The organism is Jannaschia halovivens, from assembly GCF_046452375.1.
Classification (GTDB): Bacteria; Pseudomonadota; Alphaproteobacteria; order Rhodobacterales; family Rhodobacteraceae; genus Jannaschia; species Jannaschia halovivens.
Genome location: NZ_JBKFDJ010000001.1, coordinates 1662740 through 1687651, shown reverse-complemented (window position 1 = coordinate 1687651; position 24912 = coordinate 1662740). Strand labels below are relative to the sequence as shown.

General features: G+C 71.5%; 26 protein-coding genes. 10 read left to right on the top strand and 16 right to left on the bottom strand.

The window, feature by feature from the left end:
• Positions 1–80: 80 nt before the first annotated feature.
• Positions 81–1688 carry an exodeoxyribonuclease VII large subunit gene (gene xseA / locus ACK8OR_RS08485; RefSeq protein ID WP_410188973.1) on the top strand — a complete coding sequence of 536 codons (1608 nt, stop codon included), beginning with the start codon at positions 81–83 and terminating at the stop codon, positions 1686–1688.
• 96 nt (positions 1689–1784) lie between these two features.
• Here the strand turns inward: xseA and ACK8OR_RS08480 are convergent, their stop codons facing one another.
• Positions 1785–2180, bottom strand: coding sequence for a hypothetical protein (locus tag ACK8OR_RS08480; protein ID WP_410188972.1), 396 nt, complete (start codon positions 2178–2180; stop codon positions 1785–1787).
• Entirely contained in the window at positions 2171–3226 is a 1056-nt protein-coding gene (locus tag ACK8OR_RS08475) for an alkane 1-monooxygenase (protein ID WP_410188971.1), read from the bottom strand. The genes ACK8OR_RS08480 and ACK8OR_RS08475 overlap by 10 nt, the downstream gene beginning before the upstream one ends.
• 212 nt (positions 3227–3438) lie before the next feature.
• On the opposite strand from ACK8OR_RS08475, the gene ACK8OR_RS08470 reads away from it, so the two are divergent.
• Positions 3439–5130 (top strand): NAD(P)H-dependent oxidoreductase subunit E, encoded by a 1692-nt coding sequence (locus ACK8OR_RS08470; RefSeq protein WP_410188970.1) that lies wholly within the window; start codon positions 3439–3441, stop codon positions 5128–5130.
• A 187-nt stretch (positions 5131–5317) separates the two neighbouring features.
• On the opposite strand, the gene ACK8OR_RS08465 is transcribed toward ACK8OR_RS08470, so the two are convergent.
• A complete protein-coding gene (locus ACK8OR_RS08465; protein ID WP_410188969.1) occupies positions 5318–6193 on the bottom strand; it encodes a lytic transglycosylase domain-containing protein in 876 nt (291 codons plus the stop codon).
• 90 nt (positions 6194–6283) lie between these two features.
• Here ACK8OR_RS08465 and ftsY point away from each other — a divergent pair, with 90 nt between their 5' ends.
• The 6 genes from ftsY (at position 6284) to ACK8OR_RS08435 (ending at position 10557) form a co-directional block, all read left to right on the top strand.
• On the top strand, positions 6284–7459 hold the full coding sequence (gene ftsY, locus ACK8OR_RS08460; protein ID WP_410188968.1) for a signal recognition particle-docking protein FtsY: 1176 nt from the start codon (positions 6284–6286) through the stop codon (positions 7457–7459).
• On the top strand, positions 7452–7871 hold the full coding sequence (locus ACK8OR_RS08455; RefSeq protein WP_410188967.1) for a GNAT family N-acetyltransferase: 420 nt from the start codon (positions 7452–7454) through the stop codon (positions 7869–7871). The genes ftsY and ACK8OR_RS08455 overlap by 8 nt, the downstream gene beginning before the upstream one ends.
• Positions 7872–7932: 61 nt before the next feature.
• Positions 7933–8367 (top strand): hypothetical protein, encoded by a 435-nt coding sequence (locus ACK8OR_RS08450; protein ID WP_410188966.1) that lies wholly within the window; start codon positions 7933–7935, stop codon positions 8365–8367.
• A 22-nt stretch (positions 8368–8389) separates the two neighbouring features.
• The gene (locus tag ACK8OR_RS08445) at positions 8390–9283 is read left to right on the top strand and encodes an EamA family transporter (protein ID WP_410189882.1); all 894 of its coding nucleotides are present in this window, start codon (positions 8390–8392) and stop codon (positions 9281–9283) included.
• Between the two features lie 73 nt (positions 9284–9356).
• Positions 9357–9962 carry an inner membrane-spanning protein YciB gene (locus ACK8OR_RS08440; RefSeq protein ID WP_410188965.1) on the top strand — a complete coding sequence of 202 codons (606 nt, stop codon included), beginning with the start codon at positions 9357–9359 and terminating at the stop codon, positions 9960–9962.
• Positions 9955–10557, top strand: coding sequence for an inner membrane-spanning protein YciB (locus tag ACK8OR_RS08435; protein ID WP_410188964.1), 603 nt, complete (start codon positions 9955–9957; stop codon positions 10555–10557). The genes ACK8OR_RS08440 and ACK8OR_RS08435 overlap by 8 nt, the downstream gene beginning before the upstream one ends.
• Here ACK8OR_RS08435 and ACK8OR_RS08430 read toward each other — a convergent pair.
• On the bottom strand, positions 10554–11933 hold the full coding sequence (locus tag ACK8OR_RS08430; protein ID WP_410188963.1) for a pseudouridine synthase: 1380 nt from the start codon (positions 11931–11933) through the stop codon (positions 10554–10556). The genes ACK8OR_RS08435 and ACK8OR_RS08430 overlap by 4 nt on opposite strands.
• Positions 11934–12010: 77 nt before the next feature.
• Here ACK8OR_RS08430 and ACK8OR_RS08425 point away from each other — a divergent pair, with 77 nt between their 5' ends.
• A complete protein-coding gene (locus ACK8OR_RS08425) occupies positions 12011–12454 on the top strand; it encodes a nucleoside deaminase (protein ID WP_410188962.1) in 444 nt (147 codons plus the stop codon).
• 13 nt (positions 12455–12467) lie between these two features.
• Here the strand turns inward: ACK8OR_RS08425 and ACK8OR_RS08420 are convergent, their stop codons facing one another.
• The 6 genes from ACK8OR_RS08420 to ACK8OR_RS08395 all read right to left on the bottom strand — a co-directional run bounded on the left by ACK8OR_RS08420 (position 12468) and on the right by ACK8OR_RS08395 (position 15903).
• Positions 12468–12707, bottom strand: a complete 240-nt coding sequence (locus tag ACK8OR_RS08420) for a hypothetical protein (protein WP_298435516.1) — start codon at positions 12705–12707, stop codon at positions 12468–12470.
• Positions 12708–12848: 141 nt separating this feature from the next.
• Positions 12849–13019 carry a hypothetical protein gene (locus tag ACK8OR_RS08415; RefSeq protein WP_298435513.1) on the bottom strand — a complete coding sequence of 57 codons (171 nt, stop codon included), beginning with the start codon at positions 13017–13019 and terminating at the stop codon, positions 12849–12851.
• A 64-nt stretch (positions 13020–13083) separates the two neighbouring features.
• Positions 13084–13299 (bottom strand): hypothetical protein, encoded by a 216-nt coding sequence (locus tag ACK8OR_RS08410; RefSeq protein ID WP_298435510.1) that lies wholly within the window; start codon positions 13297–13299, stop codon positions 13084–13086.
• 394 nt (positions 13300–13693) lie between these two features.
• Positions 13694–14674 carry a P1 family peptidase gene (locus tag ACK8OR_RS08405; protein ID WP_410188961.1) on the bottom strand — a complete coding sequence of 327 codons (981 nt, stop codon included), beginning with the start codon at positions 14672–14674 and terminating at the stop codon, positions 13694–13696.
• The gene (locus ACK8OR_RS08400) at positions 14671–14991 is read right to left on the bottom strand and encodes a hypothetical protein (RefSeq protein ID WP_410188960.1); all 321 of its coding nucleotides are present in this window, start codon (positions 14989–14991) and stop codon (positions 14671–14673) included. The genes ACK8OR_RS08405 and ACK8OR_RS08400 overlap by 4 nt, the downstream gene beginning before the upstream one ends.
• Before the next feature lie 171 nt (positions 14992–15162).
• Positions 15163–15903 (bottom strand): glucose 1-dehydrogenase, encoded by a 741-nt coding sequence (locus tag ACK8OR_RS08395; protein WP_410188959.1) that lies wholly within the window; start codon positions 15901–15903, stop codon positions 15163–15165.
• A gap of 113 nt (positions 15904–16016) precedes the next feature.
• Between ACK8OR_RS08395 and ACK8OR_RS08390 the strand changes: the two genes are divergently transcribed.
• Positions 16017–16385, top strand: a complete 369-nt coding sequence (locus ACK8OR_RS08390) for a SnoaL-like domain-containing protein (protein WP_410188958.1) — start codon at positions 16017–16019, stop codon at positions 16383–16385.
• Between the two features lie 98 nt (positions 16386–16483).
• Here the strand turns inward: ACK8OR_RS08390 and ACK8OR_RS08385 are convergent, their stop codons facing one another.
• The 6 genes from ACK8OR_RS08385 to ACK8OR_RS08360 all read right to left on the bottom strand — a co-directional run bounded on the left by ACK8OR_RS08385 (position 16484) and on the right by ACK8OR_RS08360 (position 24871).
• Positions 16484–17929 carry an aldehyde dehydrogenase family protein gene (locus ACK8OR_RS08385; protein WP_410188957.1) on the bottom strand — a complete coding sequence of 482 codons (1446 nt, stop codon included), beginning with the start codon at positions 17927–17929 and terminating at the stop codon, positions 16484–16486.
• A 1-nt stretch (position 17930) separates the two neighbouring features.
• Entirely contained in the window at positions 17931–18392 is a 462-nt protein-coding gene (locus tag ACK8OR_RS08380) for a hypothetical protein (RefSeq protein ID WP_410188956.1), read from the bottom strand.
• The gene (locus ACK8OR_RS08375) at positions 18389–20002 is read right to left on the bottom strand and encodes an ABC transporter ATP-binding protein (protein WP_410188955.1); all 1614 of its coding nucleotides are present in this window, start codon (positions 20000–20002) and stop codon (positions 18389–18391) included. Before ACK8OR_RS08375 ends, ACK8OR_RS08380 begins: the two co-directional genes overlap by 4 nt.
• Positions 19999–20814 (bottom strand): ABC transporter permease, encoded by an 816-nt coding sequence (locus tag ACK8OR_RS08370; RefSeq protein ID WP_410188954.1) that lies wholly within the window; start codon positions 20812–20814, stop codon positions 19999–20001. The genes ACK8OR_RS08375 and ACK8OR_RS08370 overlap by 4 nt, the downstream gene beginning before the upstream one ends.
• Positions 20811–21749: an ABC transporter permease gene (locus tag ACK8OR_RS08365; RefSeq protein ID WP_410188953.1), complete on the bottom strand. Its 939-nt coding sequence runs from the start codon at positions 21747–21749 to the stop codon at positions 20811–20813. Before ACK8OR_RS08365 ends, ACK8OR_RS08370 begins: the two co-directional genes overlap by 4 nt.
• 596 nt (positions 21750–22345) lie before the next feature.
• A complete protein-coding gene (locus ACK8OR_RS08360) occupies positions 22346–24871 on the bottom strand; it encodes an ABC transporter permease (RefSeq protein WP_410188952.1) in 2526 nt (841 codons plus the stop codon).
• Between the last annotated feature and the right edge of the window lie 41 nt (positions 24872–24912).

Genomic DNA, 24912 nt, shown 5'->3' with positions numbered 1-24912 from the left:
AGGCAGCCCGCCGCGAGGGGGCAAGCCGCGCGGGCGCGCGCCGCTGGTGGCCCGGCCGACGCCGCGCTAGACCGGAGGCCATGGACGACCTGATCGACGACTCCCGCCCCGGACGCAACGAGGCCGAGTTCACCGTCTCGGAGATATCCGGCGCGGTGAAGAAGACGCTCGAGGGCACCTTCGGCCGCGTGCGTGTGCGGGGCGAGGTGTCGAAGGTGATGCGGGCGCGGTCGGGGCACCTCTATTTCGACATCAAGGACGACCGGTCAGTCCTCTCCTGCACATCATGGAAGGGGCAGGTGGCGGGGCTGTCGGTGATCCCCGAGGAGGGGATGGAGATCGTCGCGACAGGCAAGATGACGTCCTTCGCGGCCTCGATGTCGAAGTACCAGCTCAATGTCGACGAAGTGCAGGTTGCGGGGCAGGGCGCGCTTCTGGCGATGCTGGAGAAGCGCCGCGCCCAGCTTGCCGCCGAGGGATTGTTCGAGCCCTCGTCCAAGCGCCCGATCCCCTATCTGCCCGACGTGATCGGCGTCGTGACCTCGCCGCAGGGGGCGGTGATCCGCGACATCCTGCACCGGCTCGCCGACCGCTTTCCGCGCCATGTCCTGATCTGGCCCGTGGCCGTGCAGGGCAAGGCTTCCGCGGGCGAGGTGGCGCGCGCGATCCGGGGTTTCGACGCGCTGGCCCCCGGCGGGGCGATCCCCCGGCCGGACCTGCTGATCGTCGCGCGCGGCGGCGGCTCGATCGAGGACCTCTGGGGCTTCAACGAGGAGGTGGTCGTGCGCGCCGTGGCCGACTGCACCATCCCGCTGATCTCGGCGGTGGGTCACGAGACGGACACCATGCTGATCGACCACGCCGCCGACCGCCGGGCGCCGACGCCGACCGCTGCCGCCGAGATGGCGGTGCCTGTGCGTCTCGACCTTGCGGCGACGATCCGCGACCTCGCCACGCGGCAGGCGCGCGCCGCGCGGGGTCACGTCACCGCCCGACGGCAGCGCCTGACCGACCTCGCGCGCGGGCTGCCGCGCCCCGACGCGGTGCTGGCGGGCCCGGCGCAGCGGCTCGATACCCTGTCCGAACGTTTGCCGGTGGCCCTGCGCGCCCGCACCGCGCGCGCACGCGTCGCCTTCTCGCGGCTGGAAGGGCGCAGCACGCCCCGTGCCCTCGTCGCGCGCGTCGCCGAGCGCCGCCGGACGCTCGCGGCACTGGCCGCGCGGCTCGATGCGGGGCTGCCGCGCCGCAGGACCGAGGCGCAGGCCCGTCTTGATCGCGTCGCGTCGAGCCTGCTGCGCGCGGGCGATCGGCTGGGCGAACGACCAGCCGCCCGGCTCGCCGCGCTGCGACTGCGGACCGATGCGCTGACCCGCGCCACTGCCCGCGCCCGCGAGCGGCTCGACGCCCGTCTCCGACGCCTCTCGGACGTGGCGGGCGGAGGCCAGCGCGCGCGTGCGCAGCACCTCGCTGCCCTCGGTCGCCTCAACGAGACGCTCAGCCACAACGCGACCCTCGCGCGGGGCTTCGCCATCGTCCGCGACGGCGACGACACGGTGCTCACGACCGCGGGCGAGGCCCGCGCTTCCGCCCGCCTCAAGATCGAATTCAAGGATGGTCGCGTGGCGCTCGGCGCGCCCGCCCGCCGGAAGGCCAAGCCGCCGCCCCCCGATCAGGGCACGCTGCTCTGAGTTCCCGCGCTCGATGTTCCAGAAATATGCCGGGGGGTCCGGGGGGCTGGCCCCCCGGCCTCGCGCTTCGTCCGGGGGCTTCCCCCAGACGCGCCGTCAGACGCCCAGATCGGGCAGCGGGCAATCCAGCGATTCGCGGCTGACATCGCGCGTCACGAGGTCTTCGGACGGCGCGTCGCCGTCCAGACGGGCATGGAACGCGCCGTCCTCCATCTCGATGAAGTCCCAGCATTGCGGCGCCGGATCGCTGTCGTAGACGAAGCAGATCTGCCCCTCGGGGTTCGCGAACCAGATGCCGCGCTGGCACTGGCCGCCCTCGAAGGCCCAGATCACGCGGCTGTCCTCGAAATACTGCTCGGCCCCGAAGGCCTCGCCGAAGCGGTCGAAATGCAGCGTCCGTCCGGTCACCATCTGGTGGAACTCGTCGGGGGTGACGACGCGCTCGGCCCAGGCGGGTCCGGCGGCGAGGAATAGGGCGAGGATCAGGCGCATAGCGGCTCCGGGTCGGCGGCAGGCGTTGACATGGGCCGCGCCGCGAGGGCGTCCACCCTGGGATGCATGACCCGCCGCCACCACCACGGCCAGAGCGCGAAGCTGACCATCACCGGCAGCGAATAGGGTAGCTGCGGCGCGTCCGCGCCGATCTCCAGCGCCTCGAAGCCTCGGCTCGGGTGGGCGTGATGGTCGGAATGGCGCGGCGCGTGCAGCGTCAGGAGGTTCGTCACCAGGTGGGGCGCGTTCCACGAATGCCGCGCGCCCACCGGCTCGTAGCGCTCGCCAAGCCACGCGCGGCGCATGCCGTAATGCAGGACGTAATCGGTGATCAGAAGCTGGCTCTGCGCCAGGAGGCACAGCGCGACGTAGGCTGCGACACCGGCCCAGCCGAGCCAGAGACCGGCCGCCCCGAGGCAAAGCCCGCCGCCGCCGACATAGATCCAGTAGGGGTTCCGCCAGTGCCAGCCCGCCCGACCCCGTCGCCGCTGGCGCGCCTTCTCGACCGCGAGGCCCTTCCAGAACGACCCGTGCCATGCGCGAAAACAGAACCGCCACCAGCTTTCGCCGTAGCGCGCTGTGTTCGGATCCTCGGGCGTGGCGACATGGACGTGGTGCACGCCGGGATGCGCCGTCGTCTGGTGCCCGAAGAGCAGCGTGACGTAGATCCAGCGCCCCATCGCGCGCCGGATGCGCCCGCCCGCATGAATCAGCTCGTGCGCGTTGGAGTTCATGATCTGGCCGAAGAAGAGCCCAGACGCCGCGAAATATGCCAGCCAGTTCGGCCAGGGCCCGCTGCCCGCCAGCGTCCAGACCGACAGCGCCAGCAGCGGCACGTGCACCGCTGCCAACCCGATCGTCAGCGCCTTGGCCGCGCGGCCGTCGGGCGCGGGTCCGTGCTCGGGCAGGACATGGTCCAGCCCCGCCACCACCAGCGCCATCCAGACCAGCGATGCGAAATCCCACGCGCCGTTCCAGACCGCCCCCGCCACGAGGAGGGCGACCGACAGGCCGAGGGCGGCGAGATAGGGCAGGAGGGCGAACATGGGCGTCTCGTCCGGAGTGGATCGTCGGGGACCAGCCTAGCGACGTTTCCGCGCGACATTAAGGCGGTGGCTTGTCGCGCGGCCCCGAGCGCGACAATCATGCCGCGCGTGCCGCCTTCTGTCCGCGAACCGGCCCCGCGATGTCGTAACAGGGCCACGGGGGGGCGGGGGTGCGCGCTAGAAGCGGCCAGGCGGACGGGCGGAGGGCGGACATGCTGGACGACGAAAAGACCAAGGGTGTCTGGAAGTCGGGACGCGGCCGCGGGCGCGCGACGCCCAAGGGGCGGCAATACGACGAGGCCGCGCTGGCCGAGATCCTTGCCCTGCTGGGCGACCGGCCCCGCCGCCGGGACCTGCTGATCGAGTTCCTGCACCTGATCCAGGACGAATACGGCCACCAGAGCGCAGCCCATCTGCGCGCGCTGGCCGAGGAGATGCGCCTGTCGATGGCGGAGGTCTGGGAGGTCGCGACGTTCTATGCCCATTTCGACCCGATGCGCGAAGACGACCCCGTGCCACCCGACCTGACGATCCGAGTCTGCGATTCGCTTTCATGCGAACTCGCCGGGTCAGAGGCGCTGATCGCGGCGCTGGAGGACGGTATGGACCCGGCCCGGGTCCGCGTGCTGCGCGCGCCCTGCATGGGCCGCTGCGACACGGCGCCCGTGCTCGAGCTGGGACACGCCCATATCGACCACGCGACACCCGCGAAGGTCGAGGCCGCCCTCGCGGCGGGCCACATCCATCCGACGATCCCCGATTACGAGACGCTCGACGCTTACCGCGCGGGCGGCGGCTACGCGGTCCTCGCCGATCTGCGGCAGGGCGGCGATTGGGAGGCGGTGCAGGCCACGGTCGCGGCCTCGGGCCTGCGGGGTTTGGGCGGCGCGGGCTTCCCGTCGGGCAAGAAATGGGGCTTCGTGCGCGGCAATCCCGGCCCCCGGCTGATGGCCGTCAACGGCGACGAGGGCGAGCCGGGAACCTTCAAGGACCGCTACTACCTCGAGCGGGTGCCGCATCTGTTCCTCGAGGGCATGCTGATCGCCGCCTGGGCTGTCGAGGCCGAGCGCGTCTATCTCTACATGCGCGACGAATACCCGGCGGTGCTGGAAATCCTTCGCCGCGAGATTGCCGCGTTGGAGGCAGCGGGCCTTGCCGCGCCCGGATATATCGACCTCCGCCGCGGCGCGGGCGCATACATCTGCGGCGAAGAAAGCGCGATGATCGAGAGCATCGAGGGCAAGCGCGGCCTGCCGCGCCACCGCCCGCCCTACGTGGCCCAAGTCGGCCTGTTCGGACGACCCACTCTGGTCCACAACATTGAGACTTGCCACTGGATCGCGCGCATCTGCCGCGAAGGCCCCGAAATCCTGTCGAGCGTCGAAAGGAACGGCCGGACCGGCCTGCGCTCCTATTCGGTGTCGGGGCGGGTCAAGCAGCCGGGCGTCCATCTGCTGCCCGCGGGCTCAACCATCACCGACATCATCGCGGCGGCCGGCGGCATGCGCGACGGGCATGAACTCAAGGCCTATCAGCCGGGCGGGCCGTCCTCGGGGCTTTTGCCTGCATCCCTGTCGGACGTGCCGCTCGACTTCGACACGCTCCAGCCCCACGGCTCCTTCATCGGATCTGCGGCGGTCGTCGTCCTGTCGGATCGCGACAGCGCGCGCGACGCGGCGCTCAACATGCTGCGCTTCTTCGAGGCGGAAAGCTGCGGGCAGTGTACGCCCTGTCGCGTCGGATGTGAGAAAGCGGTCAAGCTGATGCAGGCGGAGCACTGGGACACGGGGCTTCTGGAAGAGGTGAGCCAGGCTATGGTCGATGCCTCGATCTGCGGGTTGGGGCAGGCCGCGCCGAACCCGATCCGCCTGACGATGAAGCACTTTCCCGACGAGATCGGCTGAGGGACGGGATCCAGGCAACGCCCCGGCGGGGCACACCGGGCCGCAAGGATCACGGACCAGCCGAGGCGGCGCGTCGGGCGTCGGATCTGCATATTTGACGAGCAAAGACGCAGATCGTGGTTAATCCGCGGTGAACGGCCCCTCTTTGCTCTGGAAATATGCAGGGTGCGGCGGTGCCGCTCGCGGATCAGTTCCGGAACACGCGGCAGGGGCAGCCCGCGCGGCTGACGGCACGGCAGGTGCGGATCGCCGAGGGCCGGTCCTCGGCGGCGAGCCGGGCTGCGATGATCGCCTTCCGACCCGGCCCCCGCCCCGGCACCCGAACATATTGCACCTCGTCCCCCGCCGCGCGGCAGGCGCGCGACAGCCGTCCGAACGCCGCTTCGGCCCGCGCCGTCGTCTGGCCATAGGCGACCTGCACGCCCCAAGGCGCGACCCGCGGCGGAACGGGGGTCAGCGGCGTGACGCGGCGCGCGGCGGCCATCGCCTCGCAGGCGGGCGCGAAGGCCGTGGGACCGTCCAGCGCGAAATCCAGCCCCTCGGGCGGGGCGTCGCGCCAGTCTTCCGCGGAGTGCCCGGTGATGATGCGCACGTAGTCGACCGTCTCGCGGGCGAGGCCGCCGGTCCCGGCCATAAACCCCTCGACCCGCCGTTCGCCGCCGTTATAGCCGATCGCCGCGAGGCCCACATTGCCGTAGCGCCGCGTCATCTCGCCCAGGTAGTCGGCCGATTTCTCGACCGCCTCGGCGGGGTTCCAGACGTCGCGCAGGCCGCGCAGGCGGGCGGTCGACGCGATGAACTGCGCGATGCCCATGGCGCGCGCGGGACTGAGCGCGTTCGGGTCGAACCGGCTTTCCTGCCAGAGGAGCCGCGCGAGATAGGCGGGCGGCAGGCCCTGGAGCCGCGCCTCGGCCTCGATCTGGGCGCAGAGGTCGGCGGCGAAGCGGTCCGCCCGGATGCAGTGGCGCGGCCCGTCCCGACCCTCGGAACAGGCGATGGGCGCGGGCGGATCGGCCCGAAGCGGCGTGGCCAGCAGCAAAAGGATCGTCAGAAGGCGCAGCATCGTTCCTCAGGGGAGCCCGCAGGCCGGTGCGCGTCAACCGGGCTTTAACCGGGCGAGGCTTCGCAATAGGTGGGAGGGACCGGAGGTGGCATGTCGTTCTTCAAGAAACTCAAGGATCGTCTGACCCGCTCGTCCTCGAAGCTGGAGGACGGGCTGGATGCGATCGTGTCCGAGGGCGAAACCACGGTCGAAGCCGCGCCGTTGCCGCCCGAGCCCGCCCCAGAACCCGCGCCTGCGGCCGCGCCGCCCCGTCCGACGCCCGTCGTGCCGCCGCTCGACGAGACACCCGCACCGGTGCCCCCCACGCCAACGCCAACGCCAACGCCAACGCCAACGCCAACGCCAACGCCGCCGCCCGCCGCCCCGCCGGTCGCGGAACCCGCCAAGCCGAGCCTTCTGGACCGCATCATGGGACGCGCGCCCGAAGCGCCGCGCCGCGCGCTCGACGACGAGATGCTGGAACAGCTCGAAGAACTGCTGATCGCCTCGGATATGGGCGTCGACACGGCGCTCAGGGTGACCGCCAACCTCGCCGAGGGGCGGATGGGCAAGCGGCTCTCGACACCCGAAATCAAGATGCTTCTGGCCGCCGAGATCGCGCGCATCATGGAACCGGTCGCCCGGCCGATGCCGCTGATGCGCCAGCGCCCGCAGGTCGTGCTGGTGGTGGGCGTGAATGGCTCGGGCAAGACCACGACCATCGGCAAGCTCGCCTCGCAGTTCCGCGCCGCGGGCAAATCCGTGGTCATCGCCGCGGGCGACACGTTCCGCGCGGCGGCGGTCGAGCAGCTTCAGGTCTGGGGCGACCGCGCGGGCGTGCCGGTGATGACCGCGCCCGAGGGATCGGACCCCGCCAGCCTCGCCTTCGACGCCATGGTGCGCGCCGAGGCCGAGGGTGCGGACCTCCTGATGATCGACACGGCGGGGCGCCTGCAAAACCGCGCGGATCTGATGGAGGAACTGTCTAAGATCGTTCGCGTCATCCGCAAGAAGGATCCGTCCGCGCCGCATAATACCCTCCTCGTGCTGGACGCGACCACGGGGCAGAACGCGCTGAGCCAGGTCGAGACCTTCCGGAAGCTCGCCGACGTCTCCGGCCTCGTGATGACCAAGCTCGACGGGACGGCGCGGGGCGGCGTGCTGGTGGCGCTGGCCGACCGCTTCGGCCTGCCGATCCACGCGATCGGCGTGGGCGAACAGATCGACGATCTCGACGCGTTCGATCCCGAGGAATTCGCCGCCGCACTCGTGGGGACGGATGCCTGACTGGTCCGAGATCCTGCCCGACGCCGAGGACTATGTCGTGTTGCGCGCGGCCTGCGGGCTGGGCGCGCGGAGCCTCGCGGCCGCCCGCACGGCCCTCCCGGCCAGCCTTCATGCCGTGACATGTCGGGAGGAGGAGCGCCTTCTGGGGATGGGGCGCGTCGTGGGGGACGGCGGGTGCTTCGTGCAGCTCGTCGACATCGCCGTTCATCCCGACGCGCAGGGGCGGGGCCTCGGGCGGGCGATCACGCGTCGGCTCGTCGCGTGGTGCGAGGCCCGGCTCGACCCGACCTGCCATATCGCGCTCGTCTCCTCGACGCGCGCCGTGCCGCTTCACGCCACCGAGGGTTTCGCCGCCTGTCGGGGCATGGACCGCTATGCCGACCCGGACCGCGCGTCGGGGATGCAGGGGTGAGCCGTCGCGTGCGGCGCGCGGGCCAAGGCGCGTCCAGACCCACCCGGTGGATGTCGGACCGATGACCGCCGCCAGCCTGCGTCTCGGCGACGACCTCTTTCCTCGAAATGCGGCCGAGCGCGACGCCTTCCTGACCGCTTCGGGCCACCTGCCGCGCGAGACCTGCCCCGAGGGCTTCGTCGGTCATTCCGCCATCTGGGCGCGGGACCGCGACCTGCTGGTGGGCCAGGCGGCGCTGGTGGTGCTGACCGACGACCTGATGCGGCCTCGGCTGATCCCACGGGGCGCCGCGCCCGACCTGCCCGTGGCGATGATCGACGCGCTGGCCGTCCGGGCCGAGTATCGCGAGACCGGCCTCGAAGAGCGGATGGTCCGCCACTTGATCCGAGACGTCTGGGGCAGCGAAGAGGCGCTCGTCTATGTCGGTGCCTCGCGCGCGCCGACCTGGGCCTCGACCTGGACGGCGACGGCGCCCGTGGCCGAGGTGCTCGGGTGAGCGCGCCCGGTCGCATGCCGTGCTGACCGACTGGGTCCTCGCCATCGAGGGCACGGAGGCCGGGCACACCGCCGCGATGATCCTCGCGCTGACGGCGGCTCTGCTGCACGCGCTCTTCGGGGCGCTCCAGAAGGGGCAATACGACCCCTGGACCTCGCGCACGGCGATCGACGCCGCGTTGCTGGTGCTGTCGGCCCCCATCGCGCTGCTCCTCGTGCCGTGGCCGCCGCTGGAACTCTGGTGGGTCCTTGCCGGGATGGTCGTGATCCATTTCGTCTACAAGGTGCTGATGGCGATGACCTATGACCGGGGTGCCTACACCGTCGTCTACCCGGTCGTGCGCGGCACGGGTCCCCTGTTCACCGTGTTGGGCGCGGGGCTGATCTTCGGTGAGCACTTCACCGCGGCCCAATGGGCGGGTGTGGGCCTTCTGCTGGCGGGGCTCTTCGGGCTCTCGGCCTACAATATGGCCAAGGTCACCGTGGACCGCGCGACGCTGGTGCCCGCGCTGGGCCTTGCCGTGGCCACGGGTCTGATGGTGGCGGTCTACACGACCTGGGACGCCTGGGGCATCCGCGCGATGCCCGATCCGTTCACGTTCCTGGCGTGGTTCTTCTTCCTGACGGCCTTCGACTTCCCCGTCATCGCGGCCGTCCGGGGCAGGTGGCGCCGCCCGGACCCGGCGCTGGTCCGGCTGGCATTGACCGGCGCGGTGATCGCCTTCGGCAGCTTCGGCTGCGTCATGCTCGCCACCCGGCTCGACAGCGTGGGCGAGGCGGCGGTCCTGCGCGAGACCTCGACCGTGTTCGCCGCGCTGATTGGCTGGGTCTGGCTGAAGGAGCCGGTCGGCCCCCGCCGCCTGGCCCTCATGTCGCTGATCGCGCTGGGCGCCGTGGTGGTCGAATTCGGCGGCTGATCGCCGCGCCTGCGCGCGCCGGGGCTGGCCCAACCGGTCGCCAATCCCTATCTCCGGGACCGAAGGGGACCGCATGGCAGATCGCAGCATATCACCGGGGCTGAAGAGCCTGATCGAGATGGGGCCGATCGCGCTCTTCTTCGGCGCCTATATCTGGCTGAAGGACGACGTCTTCACCATCGGCGGCACCGAGTATGGCGGGTTCATCGTGGTCACGGCGCTGTTCATCCCGGTTATCCTCGCCTCGACGGCGCTGCTCTGGGCGCTGACGGGCAAGCTCTCGGCGATGCAGGTGGTGACGGCGGTGCTGGTGACGGTGTTCGGCGGGCTGTCGGTCTGGCTCAACGACGAGCGCTTCTTCAAGATGAAGCCGACGCTGATCTACCTCCTCTTCGCGGCGATCCTGTTCGCGGGGCTCTGGCGGGGACGCAGCCTGCTATCGATGGTCCTCTCGGAGGCGATGCCATTGGACGAGGCCGGCTGGATGATCCTGACCCGCCGGATGGCGTGGCTCTTTCTCGGGCTCGCGGTGGCCAACGAGGTCATCTGGCGCGCGATGTCGACCGACGCCTGGGTCAACTTCAAGACCTTCGGCCTGCCCATCGTGATGTTCGGCTTCTTCATCGCACAGGCCAAGTTCATCAAGGCCCACACCCCGGAGACGCCCGACGATGCCTGAGCCCCGCGACACCCCGAAATGGCTTAATTCCGCGCTCGAGATCGGTCCCGCGCTGGCGTTCTTTCTTTGCTACATGTGGGTGAAGGATGACGCCTTCACGATCGGCGGCACTGAATATGGCGGCCTCGTCGTGGTCACGGCCGCCTTCATCCCGATCTTCCTCGCCGCCATCGCGACGCTCTGGGCGCTGACGGGCCGGATCAGTCCGATGCAGTTGGTGACGGCGGGCATGGTCGTGATCTTCGGCGGGCTGACGATCTGGTTCAACGACGAGCGCTTCGTGAAGATCCGCCCGACGCTGGTCTACGGCACGATGGCGACGATCCTGCTCTTGGGCCTCTGGCGCGGGCGCAGTCTTCTGGCGCTGGTCCTGTCGGACGCGCTGCCGCTGACGGATGACGCGTGGCGCGTGCTGACGCGGCGCATGGCGCTGTTCCTCATGGCGATGGCGGGCGCGAACGAACTGGTCTGGCGCACCCAGACCACCGCGTTCTGGGTCACGTTCGAGACCTTCGTGCTGCCGATCGCGCTGGCCGTCTTCATCTTCTGGCAGATCTCCAGCCTGTCCGAGCCGGAGGAGGGCGAGGACGCCTAGTCCGCGTCGCCCTCGCCGGGCTTGCGCATCCGCTTGGTGCTGGGCGCCTTCTTCGGCTTGGTGATGCCGCGCCCGCGCTGCCCGCCCTTCCTGAGGCTGATCGAGCTGTCCTGCCGCAGACGCGCGGTCCGCTCGGACTTGGTTTCCTTCGGGGCATCGCTCGCGCCGGGCCGCCGGTCGCGCTTCGGTCCGTCGCCGCCGCGCGGCGGCCGCTTGCCGTCGCCGCCGGGGCCCTTGCCGCGCGGCCCGTCGCCCTTGGGGCCAAACCGCTTGTCGCCGTCGCGCCGGGGCCGGGCGCCGCCCCGCGCCTCGTCGCCGTCGTTCCGCGTCACCGGCGGTTTGCCCGTCCGGGGCCGGTCGGGTCGCGCCGCCCGATCCGCGCGGCCCGCACCGGGGGCACCGGGCTTGCCACCGGGCCGCCCCTTGCCGCCCTTCGGCCCGCCGGCGCCGCGGGGCTTGCCGCCGTCGGGCCGCCCGCGTCCGCCCTCGACCAGCCGGTCGCCCGAGGGGCGCGGCTTGCGGCCCCGCGGCGCGCCGTCGCCATCCCGGCCCGCGCCGCGATCGGTCTTCGCCCCGCGCGGGGGCGTCGTGTCATCCTCGGTCATGCCGATCTCCTTGCGGCCTTCGGCCAGATCCCCGTCGAACGTGTCGCCCAGCTGGTCGCGCAGCACCTTGGGCCGCACCTCCTCGATGCCGCCGGGCGCGAGGTTGCCCAGCTGGAACGGGCCGTAGCTGATGCGGATCAAGCGATTGACGTAAAGCTCCACCGCCGCCATCGCACGCCGGATTTCGCGGTTGCGGCCCTCGCGCAGGCCCACGGTCAGCCACGCGTTCGCACCCTGTTGACGGTCGAGCGTGACCTGCATCGACGCGAAATGCTCGCCCTCGACCTCCATCCCGGCACGAAGCCGGTCCAGCGCGGCCTCGGCGGCGCGGCCGTTCACCCGGACGCGATAGCGTCGCAGCCAGCCGGTCGAGGGCAGCTCCAGCTGGCGCTTCAGCTCGCCATCGTTCGTCAGCAGGAGCAGGCCCTCGGAATTGAGGTCCAGCCGACCCACCGACAGCACGCGCCCCATCTCGGGCGGCAGCGTGTCGAATACCGTCTCGCGGCCCTTCTCGTCGCGGGCGGTCGTCACCAGACCCTCGGGCTTGTGATAGAGCCACAACCGCGCCCCCTCGGCGCGTGGCAGGGGCTTTCCGTCGACCGACACCTTGTCGCCCGGCCCCACGTTCATCGCCACGTTCGAGATGGTCTTGCCATTCACCTTGACCCGAAGGTCGGTGACCATCACCTCCGCGTCCCGGCGCGAGGCCAGCCCCGCGCGTGCGATCACCTTGGCGATCCGGTCGCCGTCCCGTGTGCTGTCCTGGCTCATGCGCGCGGCTTACGCCCCCCACGCGCCCGAGGGAAGCGCCTTGCGGACGGGCGCTCCGCCGTGCAAGCCGGTTGCCGATGTTCCGTTCGTTCATGCCCGAGGCCCTGATCGAGGCGCGCGCCGCCGGGACGCGCGGCGAGGTGCCCGTGGGTGCCGTCGTCACGCGCGGCGACGCGGTGATCGCGGCGGCGGGCAACCGGACGCGTGAACTCAACGATCCCACCGCCCATGCCGAGATGCTGGCGATCCGCGCGGCCTGCGCGGCGCTGGGTGTGGAACGGCTGTCGGGTTGCGCGCTCTGGGTGACGCTCGAGCCCTGCGCGATGTGCGCCCAGGCCATCGCCCACGCGCGGTTCGACCGGCTCCATTTCGGGGCGGCTGATCCGAAATCCGGCGGAGTCCTGCATGGCGCGAAGGTCTTCACCCATCCCCAGACGCATCACGTTCCCGACCTTCATGACGGGATCAACGTCGAGGCCTGCGCCGCCCTTCTGCGCGACTTCTTCGCCGCGCGGCGCTGACGCGCGCGCCGGATCAGTCGGCCGCGCCCGTCACGGGGACGCAGTTCGCCGCGTCGTCATCGTCGACGCAGGCGGCACCCGGCCCGGTGCCGTCGCTGTCGATCTCGGGGGCAATGACGGTGCCGTCGTTCACCGAATCGGCGCTCTCGTTGAACTGCTGCAGCGCTTCGGTGGTCGGGGATTCCTGCGACAGCGCGGCATGGGCGGTCAGGGTCAGGATCGCGGCGAGGATATGGACGGGGCGCAGGGCCATGGCAGGTCTCCGGGTCTGGTCGGGTTCGCCGGGACAACGCCTCAGGGGTTGGAAAAGGTTGCATGAAAAAGGCGCGACCGCCGGGGAGAGCGATCGCGCCAGGAGGTATCCGGGGGGGACGGATACCGGCAGGAGGGGAGGTCAGTCGCCTTCGGCGAGGATGCCGGCGAGGATCGTCGACGCGCGGTCGGGCAGGGTCGCCCGGTCGGACTTCACGGTGATGAGTGTCGGCGCATCGCCGCGCGGGGTCGCCGTCGCGGCAAGGGGGGCCACGAGGGCGGCGGCGATCAGGAGGGGAAGGAAGCGGCGCATATCATGGGCCTTTCGAAGAGAGGGTGGGGATGCGGGGCCGGGAGGGAGCCCCGCATCGTCCGGGTCATTCGTTCTCGGCGCTTTCGGCGGCGATCCGGTCGAAGATGGCTTGGGCGCGGGCCGAGTGCTGGCCCCGGCTCGATGCGACGAAGGCGCCGCCGTTCTGCACGACGATGACGTCGCCGCGTTCCTTCGACTGGTTGAAGTGGCTGATCGCGTCCGTGGCGAAGGCGGGGGCGGCGAAGGCGGTCAGGGCGGCGGTGAGGATGATGGTTTTCATGGTGTCTCTCCAGAGATGCGATGTGTGGTGTCCGAGGCGCCCGGTTGCTGGCCGCCCCTTCGATGGGTTCAATCTGGCGATCACGTCGATCACCCGCAATGCACAGGCGCGTGAGTATTACGATATCATGGTGCGCATACGCACGTTATCGCTAGCCGGTATGCACGGTCACGCAATTGCGCGTCGCCTGGATCGAAAATCCATAATGTCGGTAAAGACTTGGCTCCTGAGACCCTCCGCGCGCCGCCGGTTCCCCACGGCCCCTGATCGCCGCAACGATGGCCGTTCGTGGCTCGGTGATCTCCGGAAACCGCCCGGTTCGGGGCCGCCGCTCACCGCGTTCTCGCCTCCTGATGACACGCGCTCACCGGGGCGTGAGCGATATCCGGCCCGTTCAGCCCCCGAAGCGGGTGCGCCACGCGGGCAGGTCGCCGCCGGGATCGGCCGCGTGCACGCCCCGCGCGATGGCACGTGCCAGACAGCCCGCCGCCGCGTGCCCAAGCTGCAACGGCTCCCACACCGGATCGGCCAGCGGGCGCGCGCTGGTGGCGGCGGCGAAGACGAGGTCGCCATCCATCGGGGTGTGCGACGGCCAGATCGCGCGTGCCATGCCGTCGTGGGCCGCGACCGCCATGCGCGTCGCCTGCGCCTGGGTCAGCGCGGCATCGGTGGCGACGACGGCGATGGTGGTCGACTGGCCGGGCGCGCGGTCCGAGAACGGCTCCCATTCGGGGTCGGTCGCCGCCGGCCCGAGGCCGCCGAACTCCGCATCCATCTCGTGGCCCGCGGCGTGGAACCGGCCCAGGTCGTCGCAGACCCGGCCCAGCGCGTTCACCGCGACCAAAGCGCCCACCGTGACGCCCGAGGCCAGAACGGCGGATGCCGTCCCGAGCCCGCCGCGCAGGTCCATCACCGTCGCGCCGAAGCCCGCCCCGTGGCTGCCGCAGGCAATGTCCGGACCGGCGGCGTCCAGCGCCGCGCGGCCGAGCGCGCCATAGGGGTTCGCATCCCAATCCTTGTTTCCGCCATTGAGCAGGTCGAAGAGGATCGCGCCCGGCACGATGGGGACCCGAACCTCGCCCACGGCGAAGCCCCGCCCCATCGCGCGCAGCCCGTCCGCCACGCCCGAGGCGGCTTCGAGCCCGAAGGCCGAGCCACCCGAGAGGACCAGCGCGTCCACCTCCTGCACGGTCTTGTCGGGGGCCAGAAGGTCGGTCTCGCGCGTGCCGGGCGCGCCGCCCATGACATGCACGGCGGCGGTGAAGGGCGCGTCGGCGAAGAGGACGGTCGCGCCGGAGCGGAGGTCCGCGTCATGGGCTGACCCGACGCGCAGGCCGTCGATATCGGTGATGGCGTTGCGAGGCCCCGGCCTCATTGCATCACCCGCGTGATATGGCCCGGATGGGCGCCGAGGTCGCGCAGCCGCGCATCCTCGCGAAAGCGCCCGGTCACGAGCGCGCCGGGCAGGATCAGGATCAGAGCCTCCCCTGCGGCGCCTTCGGCCAGGTCACGGGCCAGCGCGGGCTCGAAGATATGGCGCAGGCGCGTGCCCTCACCGGGCATGAGCACCTCGACATGGTCGAGATCGGGCGAGAGCCCATCGCGTTCGGCGGCATCCAGAAGATGCGCGAAGGCCAACTGCTGCGAGGCGAAGGCGCCCGCCAGCACCCGGATCGTCGCCGCGAGCCTCATGCGGCGCGCCCGGCGCGGATCGACAGTGCGCTGACTTGGACGTCTCGCGCGTTGATCGCATCCTCGCGCCGGCAGAGATTATTCGTACGAATAATCTCTGCCCCAGCGGCCCCGGTGCGGGCGGGATCCGACAATGCGCGCGCGCCGGGCGGAGTCGTTCCGCGACCGCCGTCAGATGCAGCGCCCACCATCCACCTCCATCGCTACGCCGGTCACCATGCTGGCCTCGTCCGAGCAGAGGTAGAGCGCCGCGTGGCCCATGTCCTCGGGCGTCGAGAACCGGCCGAGCGGGATCGTGGAAAGGAACTTGGCCCGCATCTTGGGCGTGTCCTCACCCAGGAAGCTCGCTAGGAGCGGCGTGTCGCCGGCAACGGGGTTGATCGCGTTCACGCGCACGCCCGCAGGCGCCAGCTCGACCGCCATCGCCTTCGTCGCGGTGATCATCCAGCCCTTCGAGGCGTTGTACCAGTTGAGGCGCGGTCGCGGCGAGACGCCCGCCGTGGAGGCCACGTTCAGGATCGCGCCGCGCCGCGCCGCCTTCATCGCGGGCACGACGTGACGCGCGCTGAGATAGACGGACTTGGCGTTGACCGAGAGGACGCGGTCGAACTCCTCCTCCGAGACGTCCTCCATCGGGGTCGGCAGGTGGGTGATGCCCGCGTTGTTCACGAGGATGTCGATCCGCCCCCAGGCGTCCATCGCCTGCGCCGTCACTGCCGCCCAGTCGGCGTCGCGCGCGACGTCCATCGTGGCCGCGATCCCGCCATGCGCCGCGGCCACGTCGGCGGCGCCGTCGCCGTTCCGGTCGGCCACGATCACCTTCGCCCCCTCGCGCGCGAAGGCCGCGACGATGCCCGCCCCGAAGCCCGACGCCCCGCCCGTGACGATGGCCGTCTTGTCCTGCAATCTCATGCCCGGTCCTCCCTTGCCGCACAGGATGCCGGGTGCGCACGGTCAAGACCAGCCCCGGCGGACCCGTGCGATCTGTGCTATGATGCGGGTCCAGCAATTCGGAGGATGGAACGATGGAGATGCAGGACGTCGCGAAGGAACTGGTCGCAGGCTGCCGGGAGGGGCGCGACACCGAGAACCTCGACCGGCTCTATGCCGAGGACGCCGTCAGCGTCGAAGCCGTGGATATGGGGCAGGGCCGCGAGGCGAAGGGGCGCGACGCGATCCGGGCCAAGCACGAGTGGTTCTCGGGCATGTATGAACAGGTCGGAACGCAGGTGTCGGACCCGATGCCCCATGGCGACGACCGGTTCGCGGTGATCTTCGACATGAAGATGAAGAAGCGCGAGACGGGCGAGATCGAGGAGATGAAGGATATCGGCGTCTATACCGTCGCCGACGGCAAGATCGTGCGAGAGGAGTTCTACTACCCGACGGGCTGAGCGACGCCTCGGACGGGTCTTGTTGGCGTCGACCGGAGAGGTGCGCGTCGACGATGCGCCGCCCGAAGGCTCGACGGCCGGACGTCGAGCGGGCCGACCTAGCCGTGCCGGGCTGCCACGGTCTTGAGCTGGCTGAACCCGTAGAGCGCCTCGAATCCCTTCTCGCGGCCGTGGCCCGACTTTCCGATGCCGCCGAAGGGCAGCTCGACCCCGCCGCCCGCGCCGTAGTTGTTGAGAAAGACCTGCCCTGCGCGCAGGTCGCGGGCCAGTCGCATCTGGCGGCCGCCGTCGCGGGTCCAGACGCCTGCGACCAGCCCGTAATCGGTGCCGTTGGCGATACGGAGGCCCTCGGCCTCGTCGGTGAAGGGAATGACGACCTGCACGGGTCCGAAGATCTCGGCCTGTGCCAGCGGGTGGTCCGGGGTCGCGCCGGTCAGAAGGGTCGGCGCGACGTAATGGCCGCCCTCCGCCTGGATCGACCCCTCGGCCGCCACTGTCAGCCCGTCCGCGCGCCCCAGGAAGCCGTCCACGATCTCCTTCTGGCGGCCCGAGATCAGGGGCCCGAGGTCGAGATCGTCCATCGCCGCGCCGACGCGCAGCGCCGCGTAGCGCTCGGCCATGCGCTCGATCACGGCGTCGTGGATGCCCTCGTGGACGAGGATGCGCGAGGCCGCCGAGCAGGTCTGGCCCGCGTTCTGGATGCCAGCATTCACGAGGAAGGGCAGCGCCGCGTCGAGATCGGCGTCGTCGAACACGAGTTGCGGTGACTTGCCCCCGAGTTCCAGCGTGACGGGGATGACATTGGCCGCCGCCGCCATCTGCACCTTGGCGCCGGTGGCGACCGAGCCCGTGAAGCTGATGTGGTGGATGCCGGGATGGGATGCGAGGGCCGCGCCCGCCTCGGCCCCGAGGCCCGGAACGACGTTCAGCGCACCGGGCGGGAGACCCGCTTCCTCGGCCAGCCGCGCGAAGGCAAGCGCGGTGAGGCATGCCTCCTCGGCGGGCTTCAACACGCAGGCATTGCCCATGGCCAGTGCCGCGCCGACCGATCGCCCGATGATCTGCATCGGGTAGTTCCACGGCACGATATGGCCCGTGACGCCGTGCGGTTGGCGCAGAGTGTAGACGGTGTAGCCGTCGAGATAGGGGATCGTCTGGCCGTGCACCTTGTCGGCGGCCCCGCCGTAGAATTCGCAGTAGCGGGCCAGCGCCACGGCGTCGGCCCGCGCCTGGGTCAGGGGCTTGCCGACATCCTGGGCCTCGAGCACCGCGAGGTCGTCCAGCCGCTCGGTCACGAGCCGCCCCAACCGGGTCAGGATGCGGCCCCGCTCGACGGCGGGCATCCGGCCCCATTCGCCGTCCATCGCCGCATGGGCGGCGGCAACGGCGGCATCGATCTCGCGCGATTGGCCGCGCGCGATCCGGGCAAGCGGCGCGCCGGTCGACGGGTTTTCGAGCGCGAGCGTGTCGGGCGCGGAGAGCCAGCGCCCGCCGATCAGCATCTCGGATGGATCGAACCACAGGCCCTTCGCCGGATCGGTCATGTCAGTCCTCCATCCCGAACATCCCGCGCCAGTTCGCGGCCGTCATGCCCCTGCGGTAATCGGCCAGCATATCCGCGTCCAGCACCTCGATCAGAAGGCCCTCGCCGGTCCAGATCTCGACGCAGTCGAACGGGCCGCGGTCGCAGGTCCGCGCGGTCCAGCCGAACCCGGCGGCGAGCGCCTCGATCTCCGGCACCGCGAGGGGCGAGGCCAGCGCCAGATGCGTGGCCCCGGCGTCTCGCCGGGGCGGGCCGGCCGAGAAGGCGACGGCGGAGGGGCCGTGGTCCAGCCGCGTGCCGGACGGATAGACCTCGACCGCGGTGCCGTCATCGGCGGCCGCGAAGGCGATCCACGCGCCGGGGCAGGGCGGGAACGGCAGGGCGGTCCCGGCCAACAGCCGGGCGAGTGCACGGGCCATCGCCTCGGGCGCGCGGGCGGCGATAGAGGCATGCAGGAGGCTCACGCCGCGAGCCAGCCGTCGGGAATCGTCGGTGCCGCCGCGATCAGGGACCGCGTGTAATCCGAGGCGGGGGCGGCGAAGACGCGGTCGATGTCGCCCCGCTCCTCGATCCGGCCCTCGCGCATCACGAGGACCCTGTCGCAGATGGCGCGCACCACGGTCAAATCGTGGGAGATGAAGAGATAGGCGAGGCCGAGCCGCGCCTGCAGATCGGCCAGGAGGTCCAGCACCTGAGCGCGGACACGGACGTCGAGCGCGCTCACGGCCTCGTCCAGAACCAGCACATCGGGCTCGGTGATGAGCGCGCGAGCGATGGCGATGCGCTGGCGCTGGCCGCCCGAGAATTCGTGCGGATAGCGGTCGAGCGCGTCGGCATCGAGGCTTACCCGTTCCAGCGCGGCAGTGGCGCGGGCGCGGGCATCGGGCGGACGGCCCGTCAGGTGGAACGGTTCGGTCACGAGGCGGGCGACGGTCCAGCGGGGGTCGAAGCTGCCATAGGGGTCCTGGAAGACGACGCTGATGCGCGCGCGGTCGGCGCGGGTCATGGCCGCGCCGCCGGGCCGGTCGTGCAGCGTGATCGTCCCCGCCTGTACCGGCTCCAGCCCCAGAAGCGCGCGGGTCAGTGTGGACTTGCCGCAGCCGCTCTCGCCGACGAGACCGAGGCTCTCGCCCCGGTTGAGGACCAGCGAGACGCCGTCGACCGCGGTGAACGCGCCGTAGCGGCGGGTCACGTCGCGGATCTCGAGGACGGGCGCTGCGTCGATGTCGCGCGGCGGGCGGGGCGCGGGCCGGGACGCCGCGAGCAGGTCACGCGTGTAGGGATGGGCATGGGTGCGGAACAGGGTTTCGGTCGCGCCCCGCTCGACGATGGCGCCGTCCTTCATGACCGCGACGTGATCGGCCACTTCGGCCACGACGCCCAGATCGTGGGTGATGAGGAGGAGTGCCATGTCCTCGTCAGCCACGAGATCGCGCAAGAGGTCGAGGATCTGCGCCTGCGTGGTGACGTCGAGCGCGGTGGTCGGCTCGTCCGCGATCAGGAGGCGGGGGTGCCGCGCGATGGCCATGGCGATGCAGACCCGCTGGCGCTGCCCGCCCGAGAGCTCGTGCGGGTAGCGGTCGAGCGCGATCCCGGCGAGGCCGACGCGGTCCAGCCGCTCGCGGGCGATGGCGGCGGCCTCGGCGCGGGGCGTGCCGCGCAGGCGCAGTGTCTCGGCGACCTGGGCGCCGATGGTGTGGACCGGGTTCAGCGCGGTCATCGGCTCCTGGAAGATCATGCCGATCTCGTCGCCGCGGATGTCGAGCCAGTCGCGCTCGGGCAAGGTCAGGAGGTCGCGGCCGCCCATCTCGATCCGGCCGCGCGTCGTGGTGCCGCCGGGTGCGAGGCCCATGAGCGCCAGCGCGGTCAGCGACTTGCCCGACCCGCTCTCGCCCACGAGGCCGGTGACGGTGCCGGGTGCGATGCCGAGGGAGATATCGTCGAGGATCGGCGTGCCGTGGATCGCGAGCGACAGGCCGTCGATGCGCAGAAGCGGGGCGGACGCGTCCGGCGGCGCGGGCCGGGGGACGCCCCCCGGACCCCCGGCGTCGGGCCGGATCGCGGCGCCCGTCATGCCCGCGCCCGCCGCAGCCGGGGGTCGAGCAGGTCGCGCAGCCCGTCGCCGAGGAGGTTCAGCCCCAGCACGATTGCGACGATGGCGAGGCCGGGGATCAGCGCGAGCTGCGGCTCGGTATAGATCATGGTCTGCGCATCGGCGAGCATCCGGCCCCAGCTGGCCACCGGGGGCTGCGCGCCGAGGCCGACATAGGCGAGCGCGGCCTCTGCGAGAATGCCCAGCGAGAACTGGATCGTCGCCTGCACGATCAGGAGGTTCGCGATATTGGGCAGGATATGCTGGACCGAGATCAGCGTCCGGCCCTTGCCCGCCACCCGCGCCGCCATGACGTAGTCCAGCGTCCAGAGCGGCAGCGCCCCGCCGCGGGCCACACGGGCGAAGACGGGGATGTTGAAGATGCCGATGGCGAGGATCGCGTTGACGGCGCTCGGGCCGAAAACCGCGGTGATGAGGATCGCGATCACGAGACTGGGGAAGGCGAAGACGAGGTCGTTGCCGCGCATGATGACCTCGTCGAGGAGGCTGCCGCGCGCCGCCGCCGCCGTCAGCCCGAGCGGCACGCCGATGCCGATGCCGATGCCGACGGCGAGGAGGGCGACCGCGATCGAGGTCCTTGCGCCCTCCATCAGCATCGAGAGCGTATCGCGCCCGAAATGGTCGGTCCCGAGGGGGTGGGCGGCGGAAGGTCCGAGGAGCCGCGCCGAGATGTCGAGCACGGTGATGTCATGGGGCACCCAGACGAGCCCCACGCCGGCCAGAAGCGCGAAGACGGCCGTGATCGCGCCACCGATGAGAAGCGCGCCCCTCATCGCCGCAGCCTCGGATCGGCGACGGTATAGGCGACTTCGACGAGGAAGGTGACGACGATCACCGAGGCCACGAGCAGCATGGTCACCGACTGGACGACGATGAGGTCGCGCTGGGTGATCCCCTGGAAGATCAGCCGCCCGAGGCCCGGCAGGAAGAACACGTTCTCGATGATGATCGCGCCGGCGAGGAGGAACGAGAACTGCAGCCCGAGGATCGTCAGGACCGGGATCAGCGCGTTGCGGAGCGCGTGGCGGACGACGGTGGCCCGGCGGCTGAGGCCCTTGGCGCGCGCGGTCCGGATGTAGTCCTGGTCGAGCGTGTCGAGCACGGCGGACCGCAGGACACGGGCGAGGATCGACGCCTGCGGCAGGGCGAGCGCGATGGCCGGGAGCGTCAGCGCACCGATGGCCGCGACGGGGTCGGACCAGCCGGGAAAACCGCCCGCCGAGACCCAGCGGAGCTGCACCGCGAAGACGAGGACGAGCAGCATGGCGAACCAGAAGTTCGGCACCGCGATTCCGAGCTGCGTGGCACCCATGATCCCCCAGTCCGCCGGCCCGCCCCGCCGGGTTGCCGCGATGAGGCCGACCGGGAAGGCGATCAGCACCGTCAGGATCAGCGCGTAGGCCGCGAGCGGGGCCGAGACGCCGATCCGGTCCAGCACGAGGTCCGAGACCGGTGCGCGGTAGGTATAGGAGGTGCCCAGATCGCCGGTCAGCATCCCGCCGGTCCAGGCGAGGTAGCGCTGGATCAGCCCGCCCTCGAGCCCGAGTTCGGCGCGAAGGGCGGCGATGGTGTCGGGCTGGGCGTTGAGGCCGAGCATGAAGGCGGCGGGGTCGCCCGGAACGGCCTGCAGCATGACGAAGATCACGACGCTGGCGACGATCAGCGACAGGGTCAGGGACAGGGCCTTCCGCCCGAGCGCGCGCAACATGGGCCGAAGGCTAGCAAGGGGGCGCGGACGGGGAAAGCCCGCGCGGTTTCGAGGTGGGGGACGACGGCACGGCGACGGGCGCGGTCGCGCCGATCGGGGCCGCGTCGCCGAAGCGCTCGGTAATGGAGATCAGAGGGCGCGGGGGATCCGCGTCGTCCGGACCCGGCACATCGGCGCCGGGGATCGGGTCGGGCCCGACCCGACCGCCCGAAGGCGCCCGGATCGCGGTGTGGCCGGGACGTCACCCCCGGTCCGGGTCGCTGCAGCGGTGATCCTTCTCGGCCCGTGCGATGAACGCGCGGTTAACGGCGGGGCAGCGCGCCCGGTGCCCGCGCCGTGCGGGCCATGCTGCACCGTCGCCGGACGGTGGCATGGCCGTCAATGGATGGGCGGTCGCGGATCGGGGGGCCGGGGGGGCGTCCTCCGGCCCGGTTCGATTGATCGGTCCGCGCCGTGCACGATGCGCGCCCCAAATCTGCCCCGCGGTCGCCGGGACGGACGGCCAGCACGACATGCGGGACACGGCACCGGGGCCGCTCCGCGCGCGACCTATCGCGGTCTGCAGGCGGGCGCGTCGGGGTTCGTACGGCAGGCGCTCATTCCTGCGACCGGAGCACGCGGGCCGGGCGGGTGGCGAGCGGGCGCCATGCGAAGGCGAGGCCCGCGAGCAGGGTCGCCAGCGCGCCGCCGATGACGATGGCGAGCGCCGACACCGGCTCGAACCGGAACGGGGCCTCCATCACGAAGCGCATGATCCCCCATCCGGCCAGCGCGCCGCCCGCAATGGCCACGATCCCGGCGGCCGCCCCCAGCATGGCGGATCGGAGCGCGAAACTGGCGAGGATGGTGCGCCGGGTGGCGCCGACGGTCTTGAGGATCGCGGCCTCGGCGACGCGGCCCCGTTCGCCCGCCGCCGCCGCGCCGATCAGCACGACGAAGCCCGTCAGCAGCGTCGCGCCCGCGCCCCAGGACGTGGCGGCGGCCAGTGCCGAGAGCGCCTCGGTCACGAGGCCGATGGCGTCGCGCACCCGGATCGCGGTGATGTTGGGCGCGGCGCCTGCGACGTCGCGCAGGATCGCGGCCTCCGCCTCTTCCTCGGCATATACGGTCGAGAGCCAGGTGTGCGGCGCGCCGGTGAGGGCGTTCGCGTCGAACACGAGGACGAAGCCGATCCCGCCCGACGAGAAATCCACCTCGCGGAAGCTGGTCACCGTCGCGGTGATGTCGCGACCGAGCACGTTCATCACGATCTCGTCGCCCAAGGCCACGCCGATCTCCTCGGCCTCCTCCTGCGCCATCGAGACGCGCGGCGGGCCGGCATAGCCCTCGGGCCACCATTCGCCCGCCGTGAGCGTCGTACCGGCGGGCAGCGCGTCGGCGAAGCTGATCCGGCGGTCGCCGCGGGTCACCCAATGGTCGATCTGCGCGGCATCGCGGCCGCCGATGGATCGGACCACGCCGCCCAGCATCGGCGCGCTGTCGACGCGGCTGACGGCGGGGTCGTTGGTCACCCGGTCGAGGAAGGCCGGAAGCTGGTCGGGCTGGATGTCGACGAAGAAGTAGGACGGCGCGACCTCGGGCAGGTCGCGGTCGATAGCGGCGCGCATGTTGGCGTCGATCTGACCGACGGCGGCCAGCACCGTGAGACCGAGGCCGAGCGAGAGGACCACCGCCGTGGCTTCGCCGCCGGGGCCGCCGACCGAGCCGAGTGCCAGGCGGAGCGCCGGATGTCCGCGCACCGCCCGCGTGCCTGCGCCCCAGCGCGCGAGGCGACGCACGCCCCAGGCCGCGAGGACGAGCACGGCGAGGGCGACGGCGATCCCCGCCGCCGAATAGAGCGCCAGCGTCGGGATGCCCGACAGCCAGGCCGAGAGGCCGATAAGGAGGAGCGCGGCGAGTGCCAACGCCACGATGTAGCGGCGGCGCGGCCAGCCCCGGATCGGACCGGAGCCGTCGCGAAAGAGCGAGGCGGCGCGGACCTGCTCGGTGCGCGCCAGCGGCCAGAGCGTGAAGATCAGTGCCGTCAGCGCGCCGTAGAGCGCCGCCTCGACCAGCGGGGAGGGATGCAGCCCGAGCGCGACGGGGACCGGTAGCTGCGCCTCGATGAAGGGTCCGGCGGCGAGCGGGATCAGGAGGCCGATCCCGAGGCCGATGGCGATGCCCAAGGCGGCCAGCAACCCGACCTGCATCAGGTAGGCCGCGAAGATCGTGCGCCCTTCCGCGCCGACCGTCTTGAGCGTTGCGATCACCCCGGTCTTGCGGTCGAGATAGGCGCGCACGGCGGCCGAGACGCCGACGCCGCCGACGGCGAGACCCGCGAGCCCGACGAGTACGAGGAAGCTGCCGATGCGGTCCACGAAGCGCTCGACCTGCGGCGCGGCGTTGCGGCGGTCGCGCCAACGGGCGCCGGTTTCGGCGAACTCCGCCTCCATCGCGGCGCGGGCGGCGTCGAGATCGGCGTCGGTCGTCTCGGGCGGCAGCACGAGGCGGTACTCGCTGTCGAAGAGCGACCCTTCGGCCAGAAGCCCGGACCCTTCGAGCGCCGCCGTCCGCACGAGCGTCCGCGGCCCGAGGCCGAACCCGTCGGCCCCTGCATCCGGCTCGCGCACCAGCCGGGCCGTGATCGTCAGGCGGTTGGCGCCCATCCAGAGCGGATCGCCCACGGCGAGGCCCAATCGGTCGGCCAGCACCGGATGGACGACGACGCCGTCCCCCGCCAGCGCCTCGTCCAGCGGAATCGCAGGCTCCAGCTCGACCTCACCCACCAGCGGATAGAGATCGTCCACGGCCTTGACCTGCGTCAGTGCGCGGTCGGCCTCGATACCCTCCCCGGTCGCGACCATGGATCGGAAATCCATGACCTCCGACACGGTGCCCAGCGCGTCGAGCCAGGCGCGTTCATCGGCGGTGGCGGCGCGGTAGGTGAACTGCACCTCGGCATCGCCGCCGAGGATGTTACGCCCCTCGCGCTCGAGCCCTTCGGTGATCGAGACCCGGACCGAGCCGACGGCGGCAATGGCCGCGACGCCGAGCGCGAGGCAGGCGAGGAAGATGCGAAAGCCGCGCAGGCCGCCCCGCAATTCGCGGGTGGCGATGCGCCAGGCATGGGTGAGCCAGGTCATGCCGGGGTCGTGCGGTTGCGGGCGACGGCTTGGAGGCCGCG